The following is a 17,854-nucleotide window of genomic DNA, read 5'->3' on the forward strand; positions in this document are numbered from 1 at the left end:
CCGGTAACTCCAGTATCGCCCCGTCATGACCCGCACCACATATGCCGGTTATGGCAACAAAACGCCCATTGTGGCGTCACTGAGCGACGGGCACATGGTTCCGGTCGTCACACGTCTCCGTACGTCTCGCCGCCCGGCTCGAAGCGGGCGGTCCCGGCGGTCGCGTCCGCGAGCCAGCTTCGGAAGGCTTCCACGTCGGTGTCCGGGAGAGCGATCTCGATGGTGACCTCCTCGCCGTAGCGCACGTCCCGCACCTCGCGCCCCGTGGAGCGCATGTCGTTCTGGATTTTGCCGGCCCGCTGATGGTCGACGGTCACCGTGGCCAGCCGGAACCGGCGCCGGGTGAGCGTGCCGACGCTGTCCAGCGCCTCGCCGACGGTCCCGCCGTACGCGCGGATGAGCCCGCCCGCGCCAAGCTTGACCCCGCCGTAGTAGCGGGTGACGACGGCGACGACGTACCGCATGTCGCGGCGCAGCAGCATCTGGAGCATGGGGACGCCCGCGGTGCCGCCGGGTTCGCCGTCGTCGCTGGCCTTCTGGACGGAGGCATCCGCGCCGATGACGTACGCCCAGCAGTTGTGGGTGGCGTCGGCGTGCTCCTTGCGGACGGCGGCGACGAACTCCCGCGCCTCCTGCTCGGTGGCCGCCGGGGCGAGCGCGCACCGGAAGCGGGAGCGGTTGATCTCGGTCTCGTGCACGCCCGCGCGGGCGACGGTGCGGTACTGGTCCTGCATCCGGCCAGCCTATGCGCAGCCGTCCGGACGGCCCGCCCCCGGCCGGGGGCGAGCGGAAAGCACCTACCGCGCGGGGCCCCGGGGCACGGTCATCGCGGTCAGCAGGGCGGTGCCGGGGGCGAGGTCCGACCAGGTGGCGCCGTGCCAGGACAGCACGGCGATCGCCGAGGTCGGGAACTTGGTGCCGACCCGGTCGAGCGTGTCGTCCACGCCGTCGCCCGCCAGGGCCAGGACGAGGTCGGCCAGGCCCGGGTTGTGGCCGATCAGCAGCAGCGTGCCCACCTCGGCGGGCACCTCGCGCACCACGCCCAGCAGTTCGGGGACACCGACGGCGTACAGCCGGGGCTCGTACCGGACCGGCGGGGGCGTGTCCCACTCCCCCGCCGCCAGCTCCCAGGTCCGGCGGGCACGTACGGCGGTGGAGCACAGGGCGAGGTCGGGCGGGCCGATGGTCTGGGCGATCGCACGTCCGGCGGCGGGCGCGTCGCGCTCGCCACGCGCGGCGAGCGGGCGGTCCCGGTCGGGCACGCCATCGGGCCAGGCGGACTTGGCATGCCGCAGCACGACCAACCGATGCGACCGGCCCGCCCCGGTGGAGCCGGTCGGCACGGTGGAGCCGGTTTCGCCGGGGAGCCCGGTCATGCCAGGGACCCCAGGTCCCGGGTGAGGTCGAGGCCGAGCAGCCGGTCGGCGTAGGCGTACGTCTCGAAGCGGGCGCCGTCCGGCACCTCCGGATCCTGCTCCACCGCGCGGAGCACACGGAGCACCCCGGCCGTGTCCAGGTCCTCCTCCCAGGCGGTGCGCAGGTCCACGCGCACCGGGTCGGGGATGGGCCGCGAGGGCCGGTGCGCCCAGGCGGCGACCGCGCCGCGCCAGCGCCCGAGGGTGCCTGCGGCCTCGTCCAGGGCAGCCGGGTCGAGCCTCAGCGGGCTGCTCCTGGGGTGCGTGAGCAGGGCGAGCCGCAGGACGGTCGGCTCGGTGGGGCGGCTCGGGGCGACGGGGCCGGTGGGATCGGTGGCACCGGTGCCGTCCGGTGCGTCGCCCAGCCCTTCCTGATGGACGGGTGCGACGGCGACACGGACTCCGTCGGGTGTCGCGCCGCCCTCGCTCACCACGTGCAGGACCTGGGCCTCCCCCAGTCCGGTGCCGGCATCCCGGCCGTCCTCGAAGGGCCGTACGCCGAGGGCGGCGCCCGCCGCGCGCAGTTCGGGCAGATCCCGTTCTCCGTCGAGCAGCGCCCACACCGGGGTGCCGCCGATTTCCAGGGCGCGCACGAGCAGGTCGGCGACGAGCAGCACGCGCAGGTTCGTCGGGTCGAACCCGCGCGTATGGGCCTCGACGCGGGTGAGGCCCCGCCGGGCGGGGGTCGCGTCCACGAGTTCGCCGGTCCGGGCGTCGGTGATGCGCAGCACGAGGCGAGCGTAAGCGCACAAGCGGGCCCGCGCAGTCATCTCGCACGCTTTCGGGAACACCGTGGTTCCGGGACGTACCCGTGGCCCGGGAATCACCGCCCGCTCCGGTCCGTTGTCCAGAGGACAGCTCCCTTACGACCACGACGCTCCAGGAGGCCCACGGTGTACGGCGACGAGGCAACGGTCCACAAGATCCTCACCGGGCTCGGCGACACCTGGGCCATGGTGGGCCTGTCGTCGAACCCGCAACGCGCGGCGTACGGCGTCGCCCAGGTGCTGCAGCGCTTCGGCAAGCGTGTGGTGCCGGTGCATCCGAAGGCCGAGACGGTACACGGCGAGCAGGGGTACGCCTCGCTCGCGGACATCCCCTTCGAGGTGGACGTCGTGGACGTGTTCGTGAACAGCGAACTGGCCGGGGCGGTCGCGGACGAGGCGGTGGCCAAGGGGGCCAAGGCCGTCTGGTTCCAGCTCGACGTGATCGACGAGGCCGCCTACGAGCGGACCCGCGCTGCGGGCCTGGAGATGGTGATGGATCGCTGCCCGGCGATCGAGATACCGCGCCTGGGTTAGGGTCAATACCACTGACTTAACGGCGCGTGCGAGCCTTTGACCTGCGGCGATGTCCTCACTGGCGAGCTCTGGAAGGCTACAAAGTCACCGGCATTGGGGTTAGGTCCAGCCAGGGGCCGTGTCGGCGACAGGCTTCAGGACCGGGGTCCCGCGAGACTTGGGGCGCCCCACACCGGGAACCAGCGGGCCAGGACGACCTCGATGCGCAGGTCGTCCTCGAGGAGCGCCCTGATGTCAACTACCCGGGACTGAAGTTCCCGGGCTTGCTACTCGGTTCCGTCGATGGCTTCGACGGAACCGGCCGCGTCCAGCTCTCCCCCCATTGCGTGTCGCGGTGCGTCAGGCGATGAGGGTGAGAGCAGGGGCCTGTGACTCGGCCCCGCGGACCCACACGTACCAGCCGCGGTGGCTGATGTTGTGGGACGCGTTGTGGTCTGCGTGCTCGGCGAAGCCGCACGACCCGCAGGTGAACACGGCCTGGGAGGGCCGGTTGGCTCTGGCGATGTGATGACAGCGGGAGCATTCCCGGCCGGTGTACGCCGGGTCGACGTAGACCACCGGCACCCCGGCGCGCCTCGCCTTGTAGGCGTGGTGTACGCGTCACAGGTCTTCTTGATCGCATGCTGGGCGGCCTGCGCGCCCAAGCCCCACCGTGTCTTGACCTGTTGGTAGGTGTGCTTGCGCAGGGTCAGGGGTTTCATCGCCTTCTCGGCGAAGGCGACCTCGGCCGCCCAGGTGGCGGCCTCGTTGCAGGCGCGCAGGGTCGACTCCAGCGCCGCCGCCTGCTCGGGCGTCGGCAGGAGTCTGACCCGCACCATCAGCTTCACGATCACCGATCGTAGACACCCGTACGACGCCGCACCACGCGTTCCCCGCCGGCCACCCCATCGAGTGAAACCCGGTATCACCGGGTCCGACTCGCCCTGCCGCGCGAGTGAGATCCGGAAGCAGCGCGGCCGGGCGGACGCAGCGCGCTGCACGAGGATGCGATTCCTCCCGGGACTGAAGCCCCGGGGTTCCTCGCAAGAATCCGCTGAAGTTCCAACGCGTTGTCGCGCCGCTCCGTCGGGGAGCGGCGCGAAGAGGTAGAAAGTGCCGCGTTTGCGGAGAACCATCAGCCCTCCATGCCCGGCGCACCCCACACGGGGAACCAGCGCGACAGATCTTCCTCGATCCGAAGATCGTTCTTAAGCAGGGCAGCGACCTGTAGTTCAAGGGCGTTGTCTCGTTTCTCCTGACCGGGGCGTATACACACTGGATAGAAGGTGCCGCGCTTGTAGAGATAGACCAGTGCCAGGGCCCGGTGGTCCGATGTGGCTCGGAACCCGACCAGGGAGCAGAGGAGTTGCGGGCCGAAGCCCGCGTCCTGGAGGAGCGTGTTGACGGCGTGCAGATCGTTGACCAGTGAGGCGGTGTCGTCGGCCGTGTGATGGACGAGGAGCCACGTGTACCCGTACGCGTCCTTGGTGTACTCGACGGGTGTGCCGCCCCGGCCGGTGTCGGCGTCGAGCAGTTCCCGTACCTCCTGCTGTAGCCGGTCGAATGCGCCGCCCTCCACGCTCGCGAAGCAGACCGATCCGGTCCCGGTCGGAGTGAACCCCGCCCCCGCCTGCACGGTGATCGCGGCCGAGGGCAGGCTGAAGAGCTGGTCGAGGTCCGGGCGAACCGGCTTGCTGCGGCCGAGGATGGTGTCCAGGAGTCCCACGGCACGGCACCTCCATGGATCGTCAGGCTTGGCCGAGCTGGGCCGAGATCCGGCCGAGCTGGTCGAGGCGCTGTTCGAGGGTGGGGTGGGAGGAGAGCAGCCGGCTCAGACTCTCCCCGGAGGAGAAGGCCGGTGCGAACCAGAAGGCGTTGAACGGCTCTGCCCGGCGAAGATCCTTCGTCGGAATCCTCGCCATCTCGCCGGTCACCTTGGTGAGCGCGGACGCGAGTGCGGACGGACGGCCGGTGAGCAACGCGGCGGAGCGGTCGGCGGACAGTTCGCGGTAGCGGGACAGCAGCCGGGTCAGCAGGAAGCTGATCACATACACGACGGCACTGACCAGGGGAATCAGGAGTGCCACGATGGCTGTGGTGCTGTCGCGGCTGGTACGGCCGAGCCCGGTGTAGAGCGCGACGCGGGTCATGACACCTGCCAGCACACCCAGGAACGACGCGATGGTCATCACGGCGACGTCCCGATGGGCGACGTGCGACAGCTCATGGGCGAGGACGCCCTCCAGCTCCTCCGGTTCCAGGCGCCGGAGCAGACCCGTGGTGACACATACAAGGGCCGTTCTCTCGTTGCGGCCGGTGGCGAAGGCGTTCGGCAGGTCACTGTCGGCGATCGCCACCCGCGGCTTGGGAATGTCGGCGAGGGCACAGACGCGGTCCACGGTGCCGTGCAGCCCGGGAGCCTGCTCGGGGGTGACCTCGCGCGCCCCCATGCTGAAGGCCGCGATCCGGTCACTGAACCAGAACTGCGCGATGAACAGGACGCTCGCGATCAGCAGGATGACGGGCCACGCGTTCTTCAGGAGGGCCAGCAGAACGCCGACGAAGACCACATAGAGCAGCCCGATCAAGAACATCGTCGTCACCATGCGGGTGGTGAGTCCTCGGTCCGGGGCGTACCGCGACTGCGACCGGGTCTTGGGCATCCGGATCACCTCCAGCGGACATGCACTGCCTCACTGCACATCCCTCTCCTGCAAGTGTGCTCCTTCCGAGCACGACTGGGACGGGCCCGGCCCAGGTCCGGCCGCCGGACGACCGCCGAACGACCGCCTGCCGGGCGACGACAGGTACCGGGAGCGATGAGCGGCCCCCGAGGCGCTCATCGCTCCCGGGAGGCCAAGTGCCGCAGCCGGCTGCTGCCGGTCCGAGGCATGCGTTGTGCCGGTCCCGCGGGGCGTGCCGGCCCTGCCGAGGAGGCGGTGTGGCGCTGCGGTGCCAGAAGGGCCGCCGTGCCGCCATAATGACCGGATGAAGCCGCCCTCTCCGCACTCCGACTCCGTTGTTCCGCAACGGTTTCCGGTCGTCGTCGTGGGTGCGGGTCCCGCCGGGCTCACGGTCGGCAGCATCCTGCGGGCGGCCGGTGTGGAGTGCCTGGTCCTGGAGACCGAGTCGCGGGAGTTCGTCGAGAGGCGGCCCCGGGCCGGGGTGATCGAGGAGTGGGCGGTGCGCGGCCTGGAGCGGCGCGGCCTGGCCCGGAATCTGCTGGACCGGGCCGAGTTGCACACCGCGTGCGAGTTCCGCTTCGCCGGGGAGCGGCACCGCTTCCCCTACCAAGAGCTGACGGGTAGCCATCATTGGGTCTACCCGCAACCGTTGCTGGTCACGGACCTGCTGCGCGAGTACGTGGACGTACGGGGCGGGCAGATCCGGTTCGGGGTGCGGGACGTGCGACTGCACGACTTGGACGGCGAGCGGCCGTCGGTGTCGCACACCTGCCCGGAGACCGGCGGACGGCAGGTCGTGGAGTGCTCCTTCGTGGCGGGCTGCGACGGGGCCCGCGGGGTGACGCGAGCCGCGCTGCCGCCGGAGCGGGCACGCGTGGCACGGCACGACTACGGCATCGGCTGGCTGGCGCTGCTCGCCGAGGCGCCGCCCGCCGGCGACAGCGTGTTGTTCGGCTGCCACCCGGACGGTTTCGCCGGTCAGATGCCGCGCAGCCCCGAGGTGACCCGCTACTACCTCCAGTGCTTACCCGGCGAAGACCCCGCCGACTGGCCGCACGAACGCGTCTGGACGGAACTCCGGCGACGGCTCGGCGCGGCCGGGGCGCCCCCGCCGGTCGAGGGTCCACTGATCGAGAAGCGTGTACTGGACATGCACGACTACGTCACCGAGCCGATGGTGTTCGGGCGCCTCTTCCTGGCCGGGGACGCGGCGCACCTGGTCGCGCCGATCGCCGCCAAGGGCATGAATCTCGCCCTGCACGACGCCTTCCTGCTGGGCGACGCGCTGACCGCGCATCTCATCAGCGGCGATGACAGCGGGCTGGCCGGCTACTCGCAGGCCTGCCTGCGGCGTGTGTGGGACTACCAGGAGTTCTCGCAGTGGCTCTCCGAGCTCTACCACGGCACCGCGGCGGGCGAACCGTTCCGCGCGGGCACCACGCTCGCCCGGCTACGGCGTCTGTTCACGTCCCGCGCCGCGGCTGTCGCCTTCGCCGAGCAGTACCTGGGCACGGCCGAGGAGTACTGAGACGTGCGGACGCGGCACCGCCCGGGTCACGGCACGTTCGATCCCCGTTCCCGGTGGTGCGCGGCCCCCGTTCCCGGTGGCGTGCGGCCCCCGTACCCGGTGGTGCGCGGCTCAGGCCACTCCCAGCCCCTCCAGCACGACCGCGCCGGGCAGTTCGGCGAAGGCCTTGCCCGGCACCAGGAGTTTGCCCTGCCGGCGCCCGCTGCCGACGAGCACATACGGCAGGTCGACGACGGCCGCGTCCACGAGCACCGGCCAGTTGGCGGGCAGTCCGATCGGGGTGATGCCGCCGTACTCCATGCCGGTCTCCCCGGTCGCCATGTCCATCGGGGCGAACGACGCCTTGCGGGCACCGAGCCGGCGGCGCACGAGGCCGTTGACGTCGGCCCGGGTGGTGGACAGGACGACACAGGCCGCGAGGGTGCTCTCGCCGCCGCGCTTGCCCGCCACGACCACACAGTTCGCCGAGCGCTCGAGGAGGTCCTGGCCGTAGTGTTCGACGAAGACGGCGGTGTCGGCCCAGCGCGGGTCCGTGTCGACGTAGAGGATCTGCTCGGCGGGGACGCTGCCGCTCCAGGCGCGGACGGCCGCGGCGACCGGCGCGGTGAGTTCGTCGAGGCAGTCGGGGGCGGGGGTGGCGTGGTCGAAGGTGCCGATGGGTGCGCGCATGGCGGCACGGTAACAGCCGTGCGGCGGCTGTCGGCGGGGTGTCTCAGCGCACGGGCGGGACCGGGACCGTCATGATCATCTCCTTCGGTTCGCCACTCTTGCCGGCACGGGCAGCCGGTGCCGGCTGTCGGCCCGCGGCGCGCCGAAGACGGGCGTACGGCCTGGTCGGCGAGGGCGATACGGGCCTTCGGTCCCCACTCGTGGTCGAGCAGGTTTTCGACCGCGGTGGGTGCACCCGATCGTCCACCGAACCGTACTGCGGGGCCGGGTCTCAGCTCCCGGGCTCCAGCTCGACCAGCCGGTTCGCGCCCTCCCCGGCCGGCTGGTGCGGGCCTTCCCCGTCCAGCTCGGCAAGCCGGGCCACGGCCTCCTCGTCCAGCGCCGACAGCGCCCGCAGCTGCTCCGGTGTGACGCCCTTGGGGATCGGCACCGGCGCCGGCGTGCGCAGCGGCGGCTGCCACCCCTCGTCGGGGGTCCAGCGGCGTACGACCCGGGCCGGGGCGCCCGCGACCACGGCATGGTCGGGCACCGTGCCCCGTACCACCGCGCCAGCGGCCACCACCACGTTCCGCCCGATCCTCGCGCCGGGGAGGATCACCGCCCCGGTGCCGATCCAGCAGCCGGGACCGATCTCCACCGGGTCCATTCGCGGCCACTGCTTGCCGATGGGCTCGTGCGGATCGTCGTAGGAGTGATTGGTGGACGTGATGTAGACGTACGGCCCGAAATAGCAGTCGCTGCCGATCGTGACGGTGGTGTCGGCGATGACATGGCTGCCCCGGCCCAGGACGACGCCGTCGCCCAGGCGGAGGATCGGGTCGGGGCCCAGTTCGAGGCCGGGCATCAGACCGGCGGTCAGGGTGACCTGTTCGCCGATGATGCAGTGGGCGCCGAGGTGGATCCAGGGTTCGCCGAAGACGGTGCCGAGCGGGAAGGCGAGCCTGGTACCGGTGCCCATCGCGCCGAAGCGGAGGCGGCCGGGGTGCTCGGCGGTCACCGAGCCCGTGCGCTGCGCCCAGGCCCAGCCCGCGTGGACCGCGCGCTGCGCGAGGCGGCGCGGCCAGGACGAGAACGTGTTCCTGCTTTTCGGCACCCGCTCACCGTAGTCGCCGGGCGTGGCACCCACGCCTCGTGCGCCCTGTGATCTTCACCCCACCCCTCTCTGGCGTACGGTGCCTGTCATTACCCGACCAGGAGGCGACGATGACGCACAAGGCCCTGATCACCGGCATCGGCGGCAGGCAACCGCAGGTGGACCCGACCTCCTTCGTGGCACCCACGGCCGCGGTGATCGGGGACGTGACGCTGGGGGCGGGCGCGAGCGTCTGGTACGGCGCGGTCCTTCGCGGTGACGTGGAGGCGATCTCGGTCGGCGCGAGCAGCAACGTCCAGGACAACTGCACCCTGCACGCCGACCCCGGCTTCCCCGTCACGGTCGGCGAACGGGTCTCCGTCGGGCACAACGCCGTGGTGCACGGGGCGACGGTCGGGGACGACTGTCTGATCGGCATGGGGGCCACGGTGCTCAACGGCGCGGTGATCGGGGCCGGTTCCCTGGTGGCCGCGCAGGCACTGGTGCCGCAGGGCATGGAGGTACCGCCGGGCTCGCTGGTCGCGGGGGTCCCGGCGAAGGTCCGGCGGGAGCTGACCGAGGAGGAGCGCGCGGGGCTGACGCTCAACGCGACGATGTACGCGGAGCTGGCGAAGGCGCACCGCGATGTGCACGGTGCGCCTTAGGACCTGCCCGGAACAGCGGTGGGTGGGCCGGAGCGCTCAGTCGTTCCAGTTCCACTCGGCGACCTCGGGCAGGTCGGTGCCGTGGGCGCGGATCCAGTCGTGGTGCCGGGTGCGGGCGTCGGCCATCCGCTGGCGTACGGCGGCGGCTCGGACCGCGAGGCCCGGGACGCGGTCGATGACGTCCATGACCAGCCGGTAGCGGTCGAGGTCGTTGCGGACCACCATGTCGAACGGCGTGGTGGTCGTCCCGGACTCCTTGTACCCGCGGACGTGCAGGTTCTCGTGCCCGGTGCGCCGGTAGGCGAGGCGGTGGATCAGCCACGGGTATCCGTGGTAGGCGAAGATGACCGGCTTGTCGGTGGTGAACAGACCGTCGTACTCGAAGTCGGTCATGCCGTGGGGGTGCTCCCCACGGGGCAGCAGCCGGGTGAGATCGACGACGTTGACGACGCGAACCGCCAGGTCCGGAAGGTGGCGGCGCAGCAGTTGGGCCGCGGCCAGCACCTCCTGGGTGGGCACGTCCCCCGCGCAGCCCAGCACCACGTCGGGTGTGCCGCCGTTCTCGGTGCCGGCCCACTCCCAGACCCCGGCGCCGCGCGCGCAGTGGACGCGGGCCGCGTCCATGGACAGCCAGTCGAAGCAGGGCTGCTTGCCGGCCACGACGACGTTGACGTAGTCCCGGCTGCGCAGCACGTGGTCCGCGACCGCCAGCAGGGTGTTGGCGTCCGGCGGCAGATAGACCCGGACGACCTCGGGGCTCTTGTTGAGCACGTGGTCGACGAAGCCGGGGTCCTGGTGGGAGAAGCCGTTGTGGTCCTGGCGCCACACGTGCGAGGTGAGTAGGTAGTTGAGGGAGGCGATGGGTGCGCGCCAGGGCAGTTCGCGGGAGGTCTTCAGCCACTTGATGTGCTGGTTGACCATCGAGTCGACGATGTGCACGAACGCCTCGTAGCAGGAGAACAGGCCGTGCCGTCCGGTGAGCAGGTAGCCCTCGAGCCAGCCCTGGCAGAGGTGTTCGGAGAGGATCTCCATCACCCGGCCGTGCGGGTCGAGGTGCTCGTCGACGTCGAGGGTGCCGGCCTGCCAGGCCTTGCCGCTGACGTCGTAGACGGCCTGCAGCCGGTTGGACGCCGTCTCGTCGGGGCCGACGAGCCTGAAGTCCCGCCGGCCGGCGGTGTCCTTCATGACCTGCCTCAGGAGGTCGCCCAGGACGCGGGTGGGTTCGTGGAGGGTGGTGCCGGGTTTGTCGACGGGGACGGCGAAGTCGTCGAGGTCCGGCATCGGCAGTTCGCGGACGAGCAGCCCGCCGTTGGCGTACGGGGTGGCGCCGAGCCTGCGGGCGCCTTCGGGGACACGGGCGAGGACGTCCGCGACGGGCCGGCCCTCGGCGTCGAAGAGCTCCTCGGGCCGGTACGACCGCAGCCAGGCCTCCAACTGGTGCAGGTGTTCCGGATTCTCGCGGACGCCCGGTAGCGGCACCTGGTGGGAGCGCCAGGTGTTCTCCACGGGTACACCGTCCACCTCGGCCGGGCCGGTCCAGCCCTTCGGGGTACGCAGCACGATCACCGGCCAGTACACCCGTTCGGTCGCGCCGTCCTCGCGGGCGGCGCGCTGCGCCGTCGCGATGCGGTCCAGGGCGGTGTCCATGGCACGGGCCATCGCCCGGTGGACGAGGGCGGGGTCGTCGCCCGCCACGTGGATCGGCTCGTGCCCGTAGCCGTTCAGCAGCGCGTCGAGTTCGGCCTCGGGGATGCGGGACAGGACGGTCGGGTTGGCGATCTTGTAGCCGTTGAGGTGCAGGATCGGCAGGACGGCACCGTCGTGCACCGGGTCGAGGAACTTGTTGGAGTGCCAGGACGCGGCCAGCGGCCCGGTCTCGGCCTCGCCGTCGCCGATCACGCAGGCGACCAGCAGGCCGGGGTTGTCGAGGGCGGCGCCGTAGGCGTGGGCGAGGGAGTAGCCGAGTTCGCCGCCCTCGTGGATCGAGCCCGGGACCTCGGGGGCGACGTGGCTGGGGACGCCGCCGGGGAAGGAGAACTGCCGGAAGAGCCGCGCCATGCCCGGGGCGTCCCGGCCGACGTCCGGGTACTTCTCGCTGTAGCTGCCTTCCAGCCAGGAGTTGGCCAGCACGGAGGGGCCGCCGTGGCCGGGCCCCCAGATGCACAGCGCGTCCAGCCCGCGTGCGCCGATCACCCGGTTCAGGTGGGTGTACACCAGGTTCAGCCCGGGCGAGGTGCCCCAGTGCCCGAGCAGCCTCGGCTTGATGTGCTCGGGCCTGAGGGGCTCGGTGAGCAGCGGGTTCGCCAGCAGGTAGATCTGGCCCGCCGCCAGGTAGTTGGCGGCCCGCCAGTGGGCGTCCAGCGTGCGCAGCTCGTCGTCGGTCAGTGCGGTCCGGGTGTCCTGGTCCTCGGGCATGGCTGGCTCCGTGGGTGATCGACGGGGTGATCGGGGCGATCCGGCGCGGGACGAGTGGCGGTGGGAAGCAGGGGGACGGGAGAGGGAAGGAGCACGGGATCGGGGGCGGTGGCAGGGATGGGGGAGTACCAGTTTCCGCCCGCCTCATTCCCCCGGGAGGCCGGACGACGGCAGATGGCGTAATCGGAGCACGGGGCACCCCCGTCCTTCTCCCCCGTCCCGTGCTTCTTCCTGCGGATGACCGGATCAGTCGTGGGCGACGACCGCGACCGGGGCCGCGGAGTGGTGCAGCACGGCGTGGGTGATCGGCCCGATGCGGATGCCGAACGGGTTGCGGCGGACGCGCCGCCCGACCACGACGAGCGAGGCCTCCCGTGACGCGTCGATGAGCCGGATGGAGGGGCTGCCGCCGAAGGACTCCTCCACGACGTCGACGTCCTCGAACTCCGCTCGCCAGGGGCTGAGCGTCTTCGCGAGCGTCGCGGCCTGCTGGTCGGCGACCGCCCGGTACACCTCAGGGTCGGCCGGCAGCCCGTGGACGTAGTAGGGCGGCAGGTTCCAGCCGTGCAGGACACGCAGTCCGGTGCCCCGCCGAGCGGCCTCGGCGAACGCGAAACGGATCACCGCGTCGTCGGGCCGGTCGGCGTCCACGCCGAGCAGGACCGGCCGGTAGCGGGTCGCGGCGGACGGGATACCCGTGGGGTCCGGCTCGTGTTCGTCGGCGGCCTGTTCCCCGACGCGGACCAGGACGACGGGCCGCTCGGTACGGGCCACGACGGCGAGGCCGACGGAGCCGACCAGGAATCCGGCGAAGCCGCTCATCCCGCGGGAGCCCAGCACGAGCAGTTCGGCGTCCTCCGCGGCCTTGACCAGCACCTCGTGGGGCCGGCCGGTGACCTGTTCCGCGGTGACCTCGACCCCGGGGTGGCGCAGCCGCAGCCCGGCCGCAGCGTTCTCCGGCGTCGCCCCCCGGCCGTCGGCCGAAGACGCCTCCGCCTCATCGCCCCCGTTTCCCCGCCGGTCGGCCTCCGCGCCGGGGAACGGGGCCATGGCAATCGGCACCGGGAGGGGCTCCCGGACCTCGATCAGCCGGAGCGGCAGGCCACGCAACTTCGCCTCGCGGGCTGCCCACTCGGCCGCGGCCCGGCTCTCGGCGGAACCGTCGAGGCCGATGGTGATGGTGCGGGGCATGGTGTGTACCTCCTGCTGCCAGAACTGCTGTCGCTGCGAACACCTCCAGTATCGGTGGCCCGGGCGTCCGGCCGGCAGGGGCCCCAGGTCCCCACGGTGGCCGAAGGTCCCGCCCGGGGCGGGGAGTCATGTCCGGGTGCCGGCGGGCCCGTCCCGGGCCGGGTGCACCGGGGCAGTGCGGGAAACGTCCTCGATCAGGGCCGTACGGCCCATGGCTTCGGCCGGGGTTCCGCAGGAGGCTGGAAAACACCGGAATCACACCGGCAGTCCACCCGTCCCGTAAGGGAGGCCGCAATGTTCGCTCCCCCGTCCCCCAGCATGCCGCGCGCCCTGCCCGCCGAGCATCGGGCAAAACTCCTGGAGACCGCACGGGAGGTGTCCTTCCCGCAAGAGACCCGACTGTTCGAGGAGGGAGGCCACGCGGACCGGTTCTGGGTCATCCGTACCGGCACCGTCGAACTCGACATGCACGTCCCCGGCCGCCGGGCCGCCGTCATCGAGCGTCTCGGGCACAACGAACTCGTCGGCTGGTCCTGGCTGTACAGCCCGCATGTCTGGCACCTGGGCGCCGAGGCGTCCACCCCGGTACGGGCCTACGAGTTCGACGCCTCGGCAGTCCGCGCTCTGAGCGAGGACGTGCCGGCCCTCGGGCGGGACCTCGCCCAGTGGGTGGGCAACGTGGTCGCCCACCGGCTGCACTCCGCCCGGGTCCGGCTGCTCGACCTGTACGGCCCCTACGGGGCGGGCAGCAGCGTCTGAAGCGGGCCGCCGGGGCCCCGGCTGGCCCGCGCCCCGGCGTGGCAGGTCACCGCGGGCAGGTGTCAGCCGCCCGGACGCAGGGTCCAGACGACCGTCATCTCGCCGGTCACGGCGCCGTCCTCGCGCCGGATCTCGATCGACACCGGGAACTCGGGACGCCGGCCCTCGTCCAGTTCGGCCACGATCTCGGCGGCCGGACGGCCCAGAGTCGCGGTGGCGGTGACGGGGCCCACCGCCAGTTTCCGGTAGGCGATCTCGGCGCGGACCGCGAGCGGCACGGCCCGTGCGAGCTGCTCTCCGAACGCGGCGAGTACGACGGCGCCGCTCGCCGACTCCCCCAGGGTGAACATCGCGCCGGCGTGCGGGCCGCCCACATGGTTGTGATAGTCGCTCTGGTCCGGCAGGGACACCACGGCCCGTTCCGCAGTGGTTTCCAGGAACTCGAGGTTGAGGGTGCGGGCCATGGGCACCGTGGCGGCGAGCATCTCGCCGATGGTCATCCGATCGTGGCTCATGACCGCATGTTACTCACGAGTAGGCGCCTCTGGCCAGGCCTTGAAGCCGGTGGCCTGCCATGCGCCGCCACACCCTCCTGCCGCGCTCCGGTCCGTGCGCCGAAACCGGACCGGCGAAAACCGGCGAGGGGGGCACGGCCGTACGGGGGCCCGACGCGATGCGGTCGCTCAGGGTTGCCCCCGGAGCGCTTCCGGCTCCGGGTTGCTACGTACCTGTCAACGGCCAGTGACCGAATCGTGTCACTGGCCCGGCTAGGGTGGCTCACCATGTGGCCAGGAAACCAGCCGCCCGGGGGCGAGCAGAACCCGCAGTCGAACAATCCGCACCAGCAGCCGAATCCGTATCAGCAGCCCGGTGCCCAGCAGCCCACCCCCTACGCACAGCCGCAACAGCAGTGGGGGACGCCGGCCACGGGGGGGATGCCTCAGCCGCCGCAGGGCGGGGGCGGCTGGAACCGGACGAAACTGGTGGCCGTCGGGACGGCGACGGCCATCGTCGTGGCCTCCGGTGTCACCGGTTTCCTGGTGCTGGGCGGTGACAAGGACGACACGGCCGACAAGAAGCCCCGGAAGCCCTCCGCGAGCGCGTCCGAGGACCCGTCCGCGGAGCCGAGCACCTCCGAATCCGGCTCCGGCACCGAGAGGAACCCGCGAGGCGGTGAGGCGGAGAAGGCGACCATTCCGGGCTGGCAGGTCGTCACGAACACCCGTTTCGGCACCCAGTTCGACGTCCCGGCCGACTGGGAGATCGAGAACCCCGGCACCAGCGTGGGCTTCGAATGGGAGGAGAAGGACGGTGAGCTGGACCGCACCACCGTCACCGCCCCCGCCTATCTGAAGTCCAAGTGGTGCACGAGCGACGACGACAAGGACGGCCGCGAGGACAACACCTCCCTCGTCACCGCCGGCACCCGGGGTGAGAACGGCGCCAAGACCACGGACCAGACCGCGGAGACCCGTGTGCCGTGGTGGATCTACGGCGGCTACACGCAGCCCGACAAGAAGAGCGTGAAGACCGAGAAGCCGAAGGCGTACACGACCGCCTCGGGCATCAAGGGCAGCGTCGCCACGGCGCACTCGGAGAACACGCCCCAGAACGGCAAGTGCGACAGCGAGGGCAAGGCGATCACCTTCGGGTTCAAGAACGGTGCCGGGGACTTCGTCACCTGGAACCTGTACGGCGCCAAGGGCGTCAAGGACGAGATCCCGGAGGAGACCGTGCAAAAGATCCTCAGCACGGTACGCCTCACCGAGGAAGCACCGAGCGAGTCGTAGCAGGCGGGAGAGAACCGAGGACCACTCCGGCCGCTTCCGCCCCTGGACGAAGGGAATCGGCCGGAGGAGCCCTCGGCCCATGCGGCGGCATATTTGGCAAGTCGGTCCCGTCCCGGCGATAGTCACGAGGTGCCGACCACCATCTCCTCCTCACGCCGTCCCGCCTGGGCGGGCCGCAACTACACACTGCTGACCGCCTCCGCCGTGGCGACGAGCCTGGGCAGTCACGGCGCGCTGATCGCCTCCGCGTTCGCGGTGCTGGGCGCGGGCGGTGACGGCGGCGACGTGGGTCTGGTGGCCGCCGCCCGCACCCTGCCGCTGGTGCTGTTCCTGCTGATCGGCGGCGCCGTCGCGGACCGGCTGCCGCGCCACCATGTGATGGTCGCGGCCAATGTCCTCAACTGTGTCTCGCAGGCCGCGTTCGCGGCACTGGTCCTGGCGGGCGAGGCCCGGCTGTGGCAGATGATGCTGCTCAGCGCGCTCGGCGGAGTCGGCCAGGCGTTCTTCGGTCCCGCCGCCGAGGGCATGCTGCTCTCCTCGGTCGAGGGCGAGCAGGCCGGCCGGGCGTTCGCGGTGTTCCGGATGGCGATGCAGGGCGCGACGCTCGGCGGCGTCGCCCTGGGCGGCCTCATGATCGCCGCGATGGGACCGGGCTGGGTACTCGCGGCGGACGCGGCCGCCTTCGCTGTCGCGGCGGCGCTGCGGGCCTTCCTCGATGTGAAGCACATCCCGCCGCGCGCGCCGGGCGGCGGTCTGCTCGCCGACCTCCGGGACGGGTGGCGGGAGTTCTCCGGCCGGCCCTGGCTGTGGGGCATCGTCATCCAGTTCTCCATAGCCAACGCCGTGGTCGGCGCCGCCGACGCGGTCTACGGTCCGCTCGTCGCCCGGGACCATCTGGGCGGCGCGGCGCCCTGGGGCCTGGCCCTGGCCTTCTTCGGCGGGGGCACGGTGGTGGGCGCGCTGGTGATGACCCGCTGGAAACCGCGCCGTCTGCTGTTCGTGGGCACCCTCTGCGTGTTCCCGCTGGCCCTGCCGTCCGCCGCGCTCGCCGTGCCGGTACCGGTGACGGTGCTGTGCGCGGTGATGTTCGTGACCGGCGTGAGTGTGGAGGTGTTCGGCGTCTCCTGGATGACGGCCCTGCACCAGGAGATACCGGAGGAGAAACTCTCTCGGGTGTCGGCCTACGACTGGTTCGGCTCGGTGGCACTGGTGCCGGCCGCGATGGCGCTGGCGGGCCCCGTCGAGTCGGTGTTCGGCCGCACGGAGGCACTGTGGGGCTGCGCCGCACTGGTCGTCGTGGTCACGGCGGCGGTGCTGTGCGTGCCGGACGTACGCAATCTGCGGCGCCGGACGGTGCCCGTCACCGGGGCGGCCCCGGACGCCGGTGGCAAGGGGTCAGCCGATGCCGAACGCCCCGTCGGGGGGCTCGGGTGACGGTACGGCGTCCACGTCCCGCACCGGCCGCGCCCCGCCGGTGAAGTCCCGCAGGGCCGCGCCGTGCTCGACGCGGGCGGGGAATGCGTCGGCGGCGGTGCGCCGGGTCAGGGCCGCGATGTCGAGGGGACGGTGCGCGGCGGCGAGGACGGCGTTGCCGAAACGGCGCCCGCGCAGCACTCCCGGCTCGGCGATCAGCACCAGTTCCTCGAACACCGTGCCCAGCGTGGCCAGCTGGGAGCGCAGGAAGGCGAAGGGGGCCGCGTCGGCGAGGTTGCCGAGGTAGACGCCGTCGGCCCGCAGGACCCGGGCGGCCTCACGGGCGTAGGCGACGGAGGTCAGGTGCGCCGGGACGCGTGAGCCGCCGAAGACGTCGGCGACCAGGACGTCCGCCGAGGCGTCGGGGGTGGCCTCCAGCCAGGCGCGGGCGTCCGCCGCGTGCAGCGTGACGTCCGCCCCCTCCGGCAGCGGCAGCTGCTCGGCGACCAGGTCCAGCAGCTCCCGGTCGAACTCGACGACGTCCTGCCGGGAGCCGGGGCGGGTCGCGGCCAGGTAGCGGGGCAGGGTGAGCGCCCCGCCGCCGAGGTGCAGTGCGTCCAGCGGGTGCCCCGGCTCGGCCAGGGTGTCCAGCACGTGCCCGAGCCGCCGGATGTACTCGAACTCCAGATGGGCCGGCTCGTCCAGGTCGACGTACGACTGCGGTGCCCCGTCGACCGTCAGCAGCCATGCCCGCTCCCGGTCGACGTCGGGCATCAGCTTCGCGGTGCCGTGACCGACGGCGCGGGTCACGGGTATCGGCTCGTTCACCGTCCTATTGTGCCGTCGCACGCCGGGGGGCCCCCCCCGGGGGGGGGGGGGGCCCCCGCGGGGCGGCCCGGCCAGCCCCGGGGGCCGGGCCCCCCGCCCCCCCGGGCCGGACCCCCGGCTCAGCCGCACCGCGTCACCCGGCCGG

The 17,854-nt window shown here is 72.1% G+C and carries 18 protein-coding genes; 6 read left to right on the forward strand and 12 right to left on the reverse strand.

The features are described from left to right. Positions 1-107: 107 nt before the first annotated feature. From ACFYQA_RS32375 to ACFYQA_RS32385, 3 genes are all read right to left on the reverse strand, one after another. Positions 108-734 (reverse strand): YigZ family protein, encoded by a 627-nt coding sequence (locus ACFYQA_RS32375; RefSeq protein WP_388925605.1) that lies wholly within the window; start codon positions 732-734, stop codon positions 108-110. A 63-nt stretch (positions 735-797) separates the two neighbouring features. Further along, the gene (locus ACFYQA_RS32380) at positions 798-1,376 is read right to left on the reverse strand and encodes a SixA phosphatase family protein (protein WP_388925608.1); all 579 of its coding nucleotides are present in this window, start codon (positions 1,374-1,376) and stop codon (positions 798-800) included. Next, complete coding sequence (locus ACFYQA_RS32385; RefSeq protein ID WP_388925610.1) at positions 1,373-2,185, reverse strand: hypothetical protein; 813 nt, start codon at positions 2,183-2,185, stop codon at positions 1,373-1,375. The genes ACFYQA_RS32380 and ACFYQA_RS32385 overlap by 4 nt, the downstream gene beginning before the upstream one ends. A 123-nt stretch (positions 2,186-2,308) precedes the next feature. Between ACFYQA_RS32385 and ACFYQA_RS32390 the strand changes: the two genes are divergently transcribed. Next, positions 2,309-2,716 (forward strand): CoA-binding protein, encoded by a 408-nt coding sequence (locus tag ACFYQA_RS32390; protein WP_388925613.1) that lies wholly within the window; start codon positions 2,309-2,311, stop codon positions 2,714-2,716. Positions 2,717-3,055: 339 nt separating this feature from the next. On the opposite strand, the gene ACFYQA_RS32395 is transcribed toward ACFYQA_RS32390, so the two are convergent. From ACFYQA_RS32395 to htpX, 3 genes are all read right to left on the reverse strand, one after another. After that, entirely contained in the window at positions 3,056-3,280 is a 225-nt protein-coding gene (locus ACFYQA_RS32395) for a zinc ribbon domain-containing protein (protein ID WP_388925616.1), read from the reverse strand. 550 nt (positions 3,281-3,830) lie between these two features. Continuing rightward, positions 3,831-4,421, reverse strand: a complete 591-nt coding sequence (locus tag ACFYQA_RS32400; RefSeq protein ID WP_388925619.1) for a hypothetical protein — start codon at positions 4,419-4,421, stop codon at positions 3,831-3,833. A gap of 22 nt (positions 4,422-4,443) precedes the next feature. Beyond that, positions 4,444-5,358, reverse strand: a complete 915-nt coding sequence (gene htpX, locus ACFYQA_RS32405) for a zinc metalloprotease HtpX (protein ID WP_386407359.1) — start codon at positions 5,356-5,358, stop codon at positions 4,444-4,446. A 325-nt stretch (positions 5,359-5,683) separates the two neighbouring features. On the opposite strand from htpX, the gene ACFYQA_RS32410 reads away from it, so the two are divergent. Then, on the forward strand, positions 5,684-6,907 hold the full coding sequence (locus tag ACFYQA_RS32410) for a 4-hydroxybenzoate 3-monooxygenase (protein ID WP_388925622.1): 1,224 nt from the start codon (positions 5,684-5,686) through the stop codon (positions 6,905-6,907). Between the two features lie 111 nt (positions 6,908-7,018). On the opposite strand, the gene ACFYQA_RS32415 is transcribed toward ACFYQA_RS32410, so the two are convergent. Beyond that, positions 7,019-7,576, reverse strand: coding sequence for a YbaK/EbsC family protein (locus ACFYQA_RS32415; protein WP_388925625.1), 558 nt, complete (start codon positions 7,574-7,576; stop codon positions 7,019-7,021). Positions 7,577-7,847: 271 nt separating this feature from the next. Next, positions 7,848-8,669, reverse strand: a complete 822-nt coding sequence (locus tag ACFYQA_RS32420) for a DapH/DapD/GlmU-related protein (RefSeq protein WP_388925628.1) — start codon at positions 8,667-8,669, stop codon at positions 7,848-7,850. 110 nt (positions 8,670-8,779) lie between these two features. Between ACFYQA_RS32420 and ACFYQA_RS32425 the strand changes: the two genes are divergently transcribed. Then, positions 8,780-9,313 (forward strand): gamma carbonic anhydrase family protein, encoded by a 534-nt coding sequence (locus tag ACFYQA_RS32425; RefSeq protein ID WP_388925631.1) that lies wholly within the window; start codon positions 8,780-8,782, stop codon positions 9,311-9,313. A gap of 36 nt (positions 9,314-9,349) precedes the next feature. Here ACFYQA_RS32425 and ACFYQA_RS32430 read toward each other — a convergent pair whose 3' ends face one another. Together ACFYQA_RS32430 and ACFYQA_RS32435 are read right to left on the reverse strand one after the other, a co-directional pair. Next, complete coding sequence (locus tag ACFYQA_RS32430; protein WP_388925634.1) at positions 9,350-11,728, reverse strand: phosphoketolase; 2,379 nt, start codon at positions 11,726-11,728, stop codon at positions 9,350-9,352. A 246-nt stretch (positions 11,729-11,974) separates the two neighbouring features. Continuing rightward, positions 11,975-12,919 (reverse strand): universal stress protein, encoded by a 945-nt coding sequence (locus tag ACFYQA_RS32435; RefSeq protein ID WP_388925637.1) that lies wholly within the window; start codon positions 12,917-12,919, stop codon positions 11,975-11,977. Positions 12,920-13,213: 294 nt separating this feature from the next. Here ACFYQA_RS32435 and ACFYQA_RS32440 point away from each other — a divergent pair, with 294 nt between their 5' ends. Beyond that, complete coding sequence (locus tag ACFYQA_RS32440) at positions 13,214-13,678, forward strand: cyclic nucleotide-binding domain-containing protein (RefSeq protein ID WP_388925640.1); 465 nt, start codon at positions 13,214-13,216, stop codon at positions 13,676-13,678. Positions 13,679-13,740: 62 nt separating this feature from the next. On the opposite strand, the gene ACFYQA_RS32445 is transcribed toward ACFYQA_RS32440, so the two are convergent. After that, a complete protein-coding gene (locus tag ACFYQA_RS32445; RefSeq protein ID WP_388925655.1) occupies positions 13,741-14,178 on the reverse strand; it encodes a DUF4442 domain-containing protein in 438 nt (145 codons plus the stop codon). Positions 14,179-14,460: 282 nt separating this feature from the next. Here ACFYQA_RS32445 and ACFYQA_RS32450 point away from each other — a divergent pair, with 282 nt between their 5' ends. Both ACFYQA_RS32450 and ACFYQA_RS32455 read left to right on the forward strand, forming a co-directional pair. Then, positions 14,461-15,468: a hypothetical protein gene (locus ACFYQA_RS32450; RefSeq protein WP_388925643.1), complete on the forward strand. Its 1,008-nt coding sequence runs from the start codon at positions 14,461-14,463 to the stop codon at positions 15,466-15,468. Positions 15,469-15,597: 129 nt separating this feature from the next. Further along, on the forward strand, positions 15,598-16,902 hold the full coding sequence (locus ACFYQA_RS32455; RefSeq protein ID WP_388925645.1) for an MFS transporter: 1,305 nt from the start codon (positions 15,598-15,600) through the stop codon (positions 16,900-16,902). Here ACFYQA_RS32455 and ACFYQA_RS32460 read toward each other — a convergent pair. Continuing rightward, positions 16,864-17,709: a spermidine synthase gene (locus ACFYQA_RS32460; RefSeq protein WP_388925648.1), complete on the reverse strand. Its 846-nt coding sequence runs from the start codon at positions 17,707-17,709 to the stop codon at positions 16,864-16,866. The two genes, ACFYQA_RS32455 and ACFYQA_RS32460, sit on opposite strands and share 39 nt — an antisense overlap. Positions 17,710-17,854: the final 145 nt, after the last annotated feature.

The sequence above is a fragment of the Streptomyces sp. NPDC005774 genome (assembly GCF_042871645.1).
GTDB classification, from domain to species: domain Bacteria; phylum Actinomycetota; class Actinomycetes; order Streptomycetales; family Streptomycetaceae; genus Streptomyces; species Streptomyces pratens.

Coding starts and splice junctions, on each gene's coding strand:
- ACFYQA_RS32375 (WP_388925605.1), bottom strand. CDS start 734: ATGCAGGACCAGTACCGCACCGTCGCCCGCGCGGGCGTGCACGAGACC.
- ACFYQA_RS32380 (WP_388925608.1), bottom strand. CDS start 1,376: ATGACCGGGCTCCCCGGCGAAACCGGCTCCACCGTGCCGACCGGCTCC.
- ACFYQA_RS32385 (WP_388925610.1), bottom strand. CDS start 2,185: ATGACTGCGCGGGCCCGCTTGTGCGCTTACGCTCGCCTCGTGCTGCGC.
- htpX (WP_386407359.1), bottom strand. CDS start 5,358: ATGCCCAAGACCCGGTCGCAGTCGCGGTACGCCCCGGACCGAGGACTC.
- ACFYQA_RS32410 (WP_388925622.1), top strand. CDS start 5,684: ATGAAGCCGCCCTCTCCGCACTCCGACTCCGTTGTTCCGCAACGGTTT.
- ACFYQA_RS32415 (WP_388925625.1), bottom strand. CDS start 7,576: ATGCGCGCACCCATCGGCACCTTCGACCACGCCACCCCCGCCCCCGAC.
- ACFYQA_RS32425 (WP_388925631.1), top strand. CDS start 8,780: ATGACGCACAAGGCCCTGATCACCGGCATCGGCGGCAGGCAACCGCAG.
- ACFYQA_RS32430 (WP_388925634.1), bottom strand. CDS start 11,728: ATGCCCGAGGACCAGGACACCCGGACCGCACTGACCGACGACGAGCTG.
- ACFYQA_RS32435 (WP_388925637.1), bottom strand. CDS start 12,919: ATGCCCCGCACCATCACCATCGGCCTCGACGGTTCCGCCGAGAGCCGG.
- ACFYQA_RS32440 (WP_388925640.1), top strand. CDS start 13,214: ATGTTCGCTCCCCCGTCCCCCAGCATGCCGCGCGCCCTGCCCGCCGAG.
- ACFYQA_RS32445 (WP_388925655.1), bottom strand. CDS start 14,178: ATGACCATCGGCGAGATGCTCGCCGCCACGGTGCCCATGGCCCGCACC.
- ACFYQA_RS32450 (WP_388925643.1), top strand. CDS start 14,461: ATGTGGCCAGGAAACCAGCCGCCCGGGGGCGAGCAGAACCCGCAGTCG.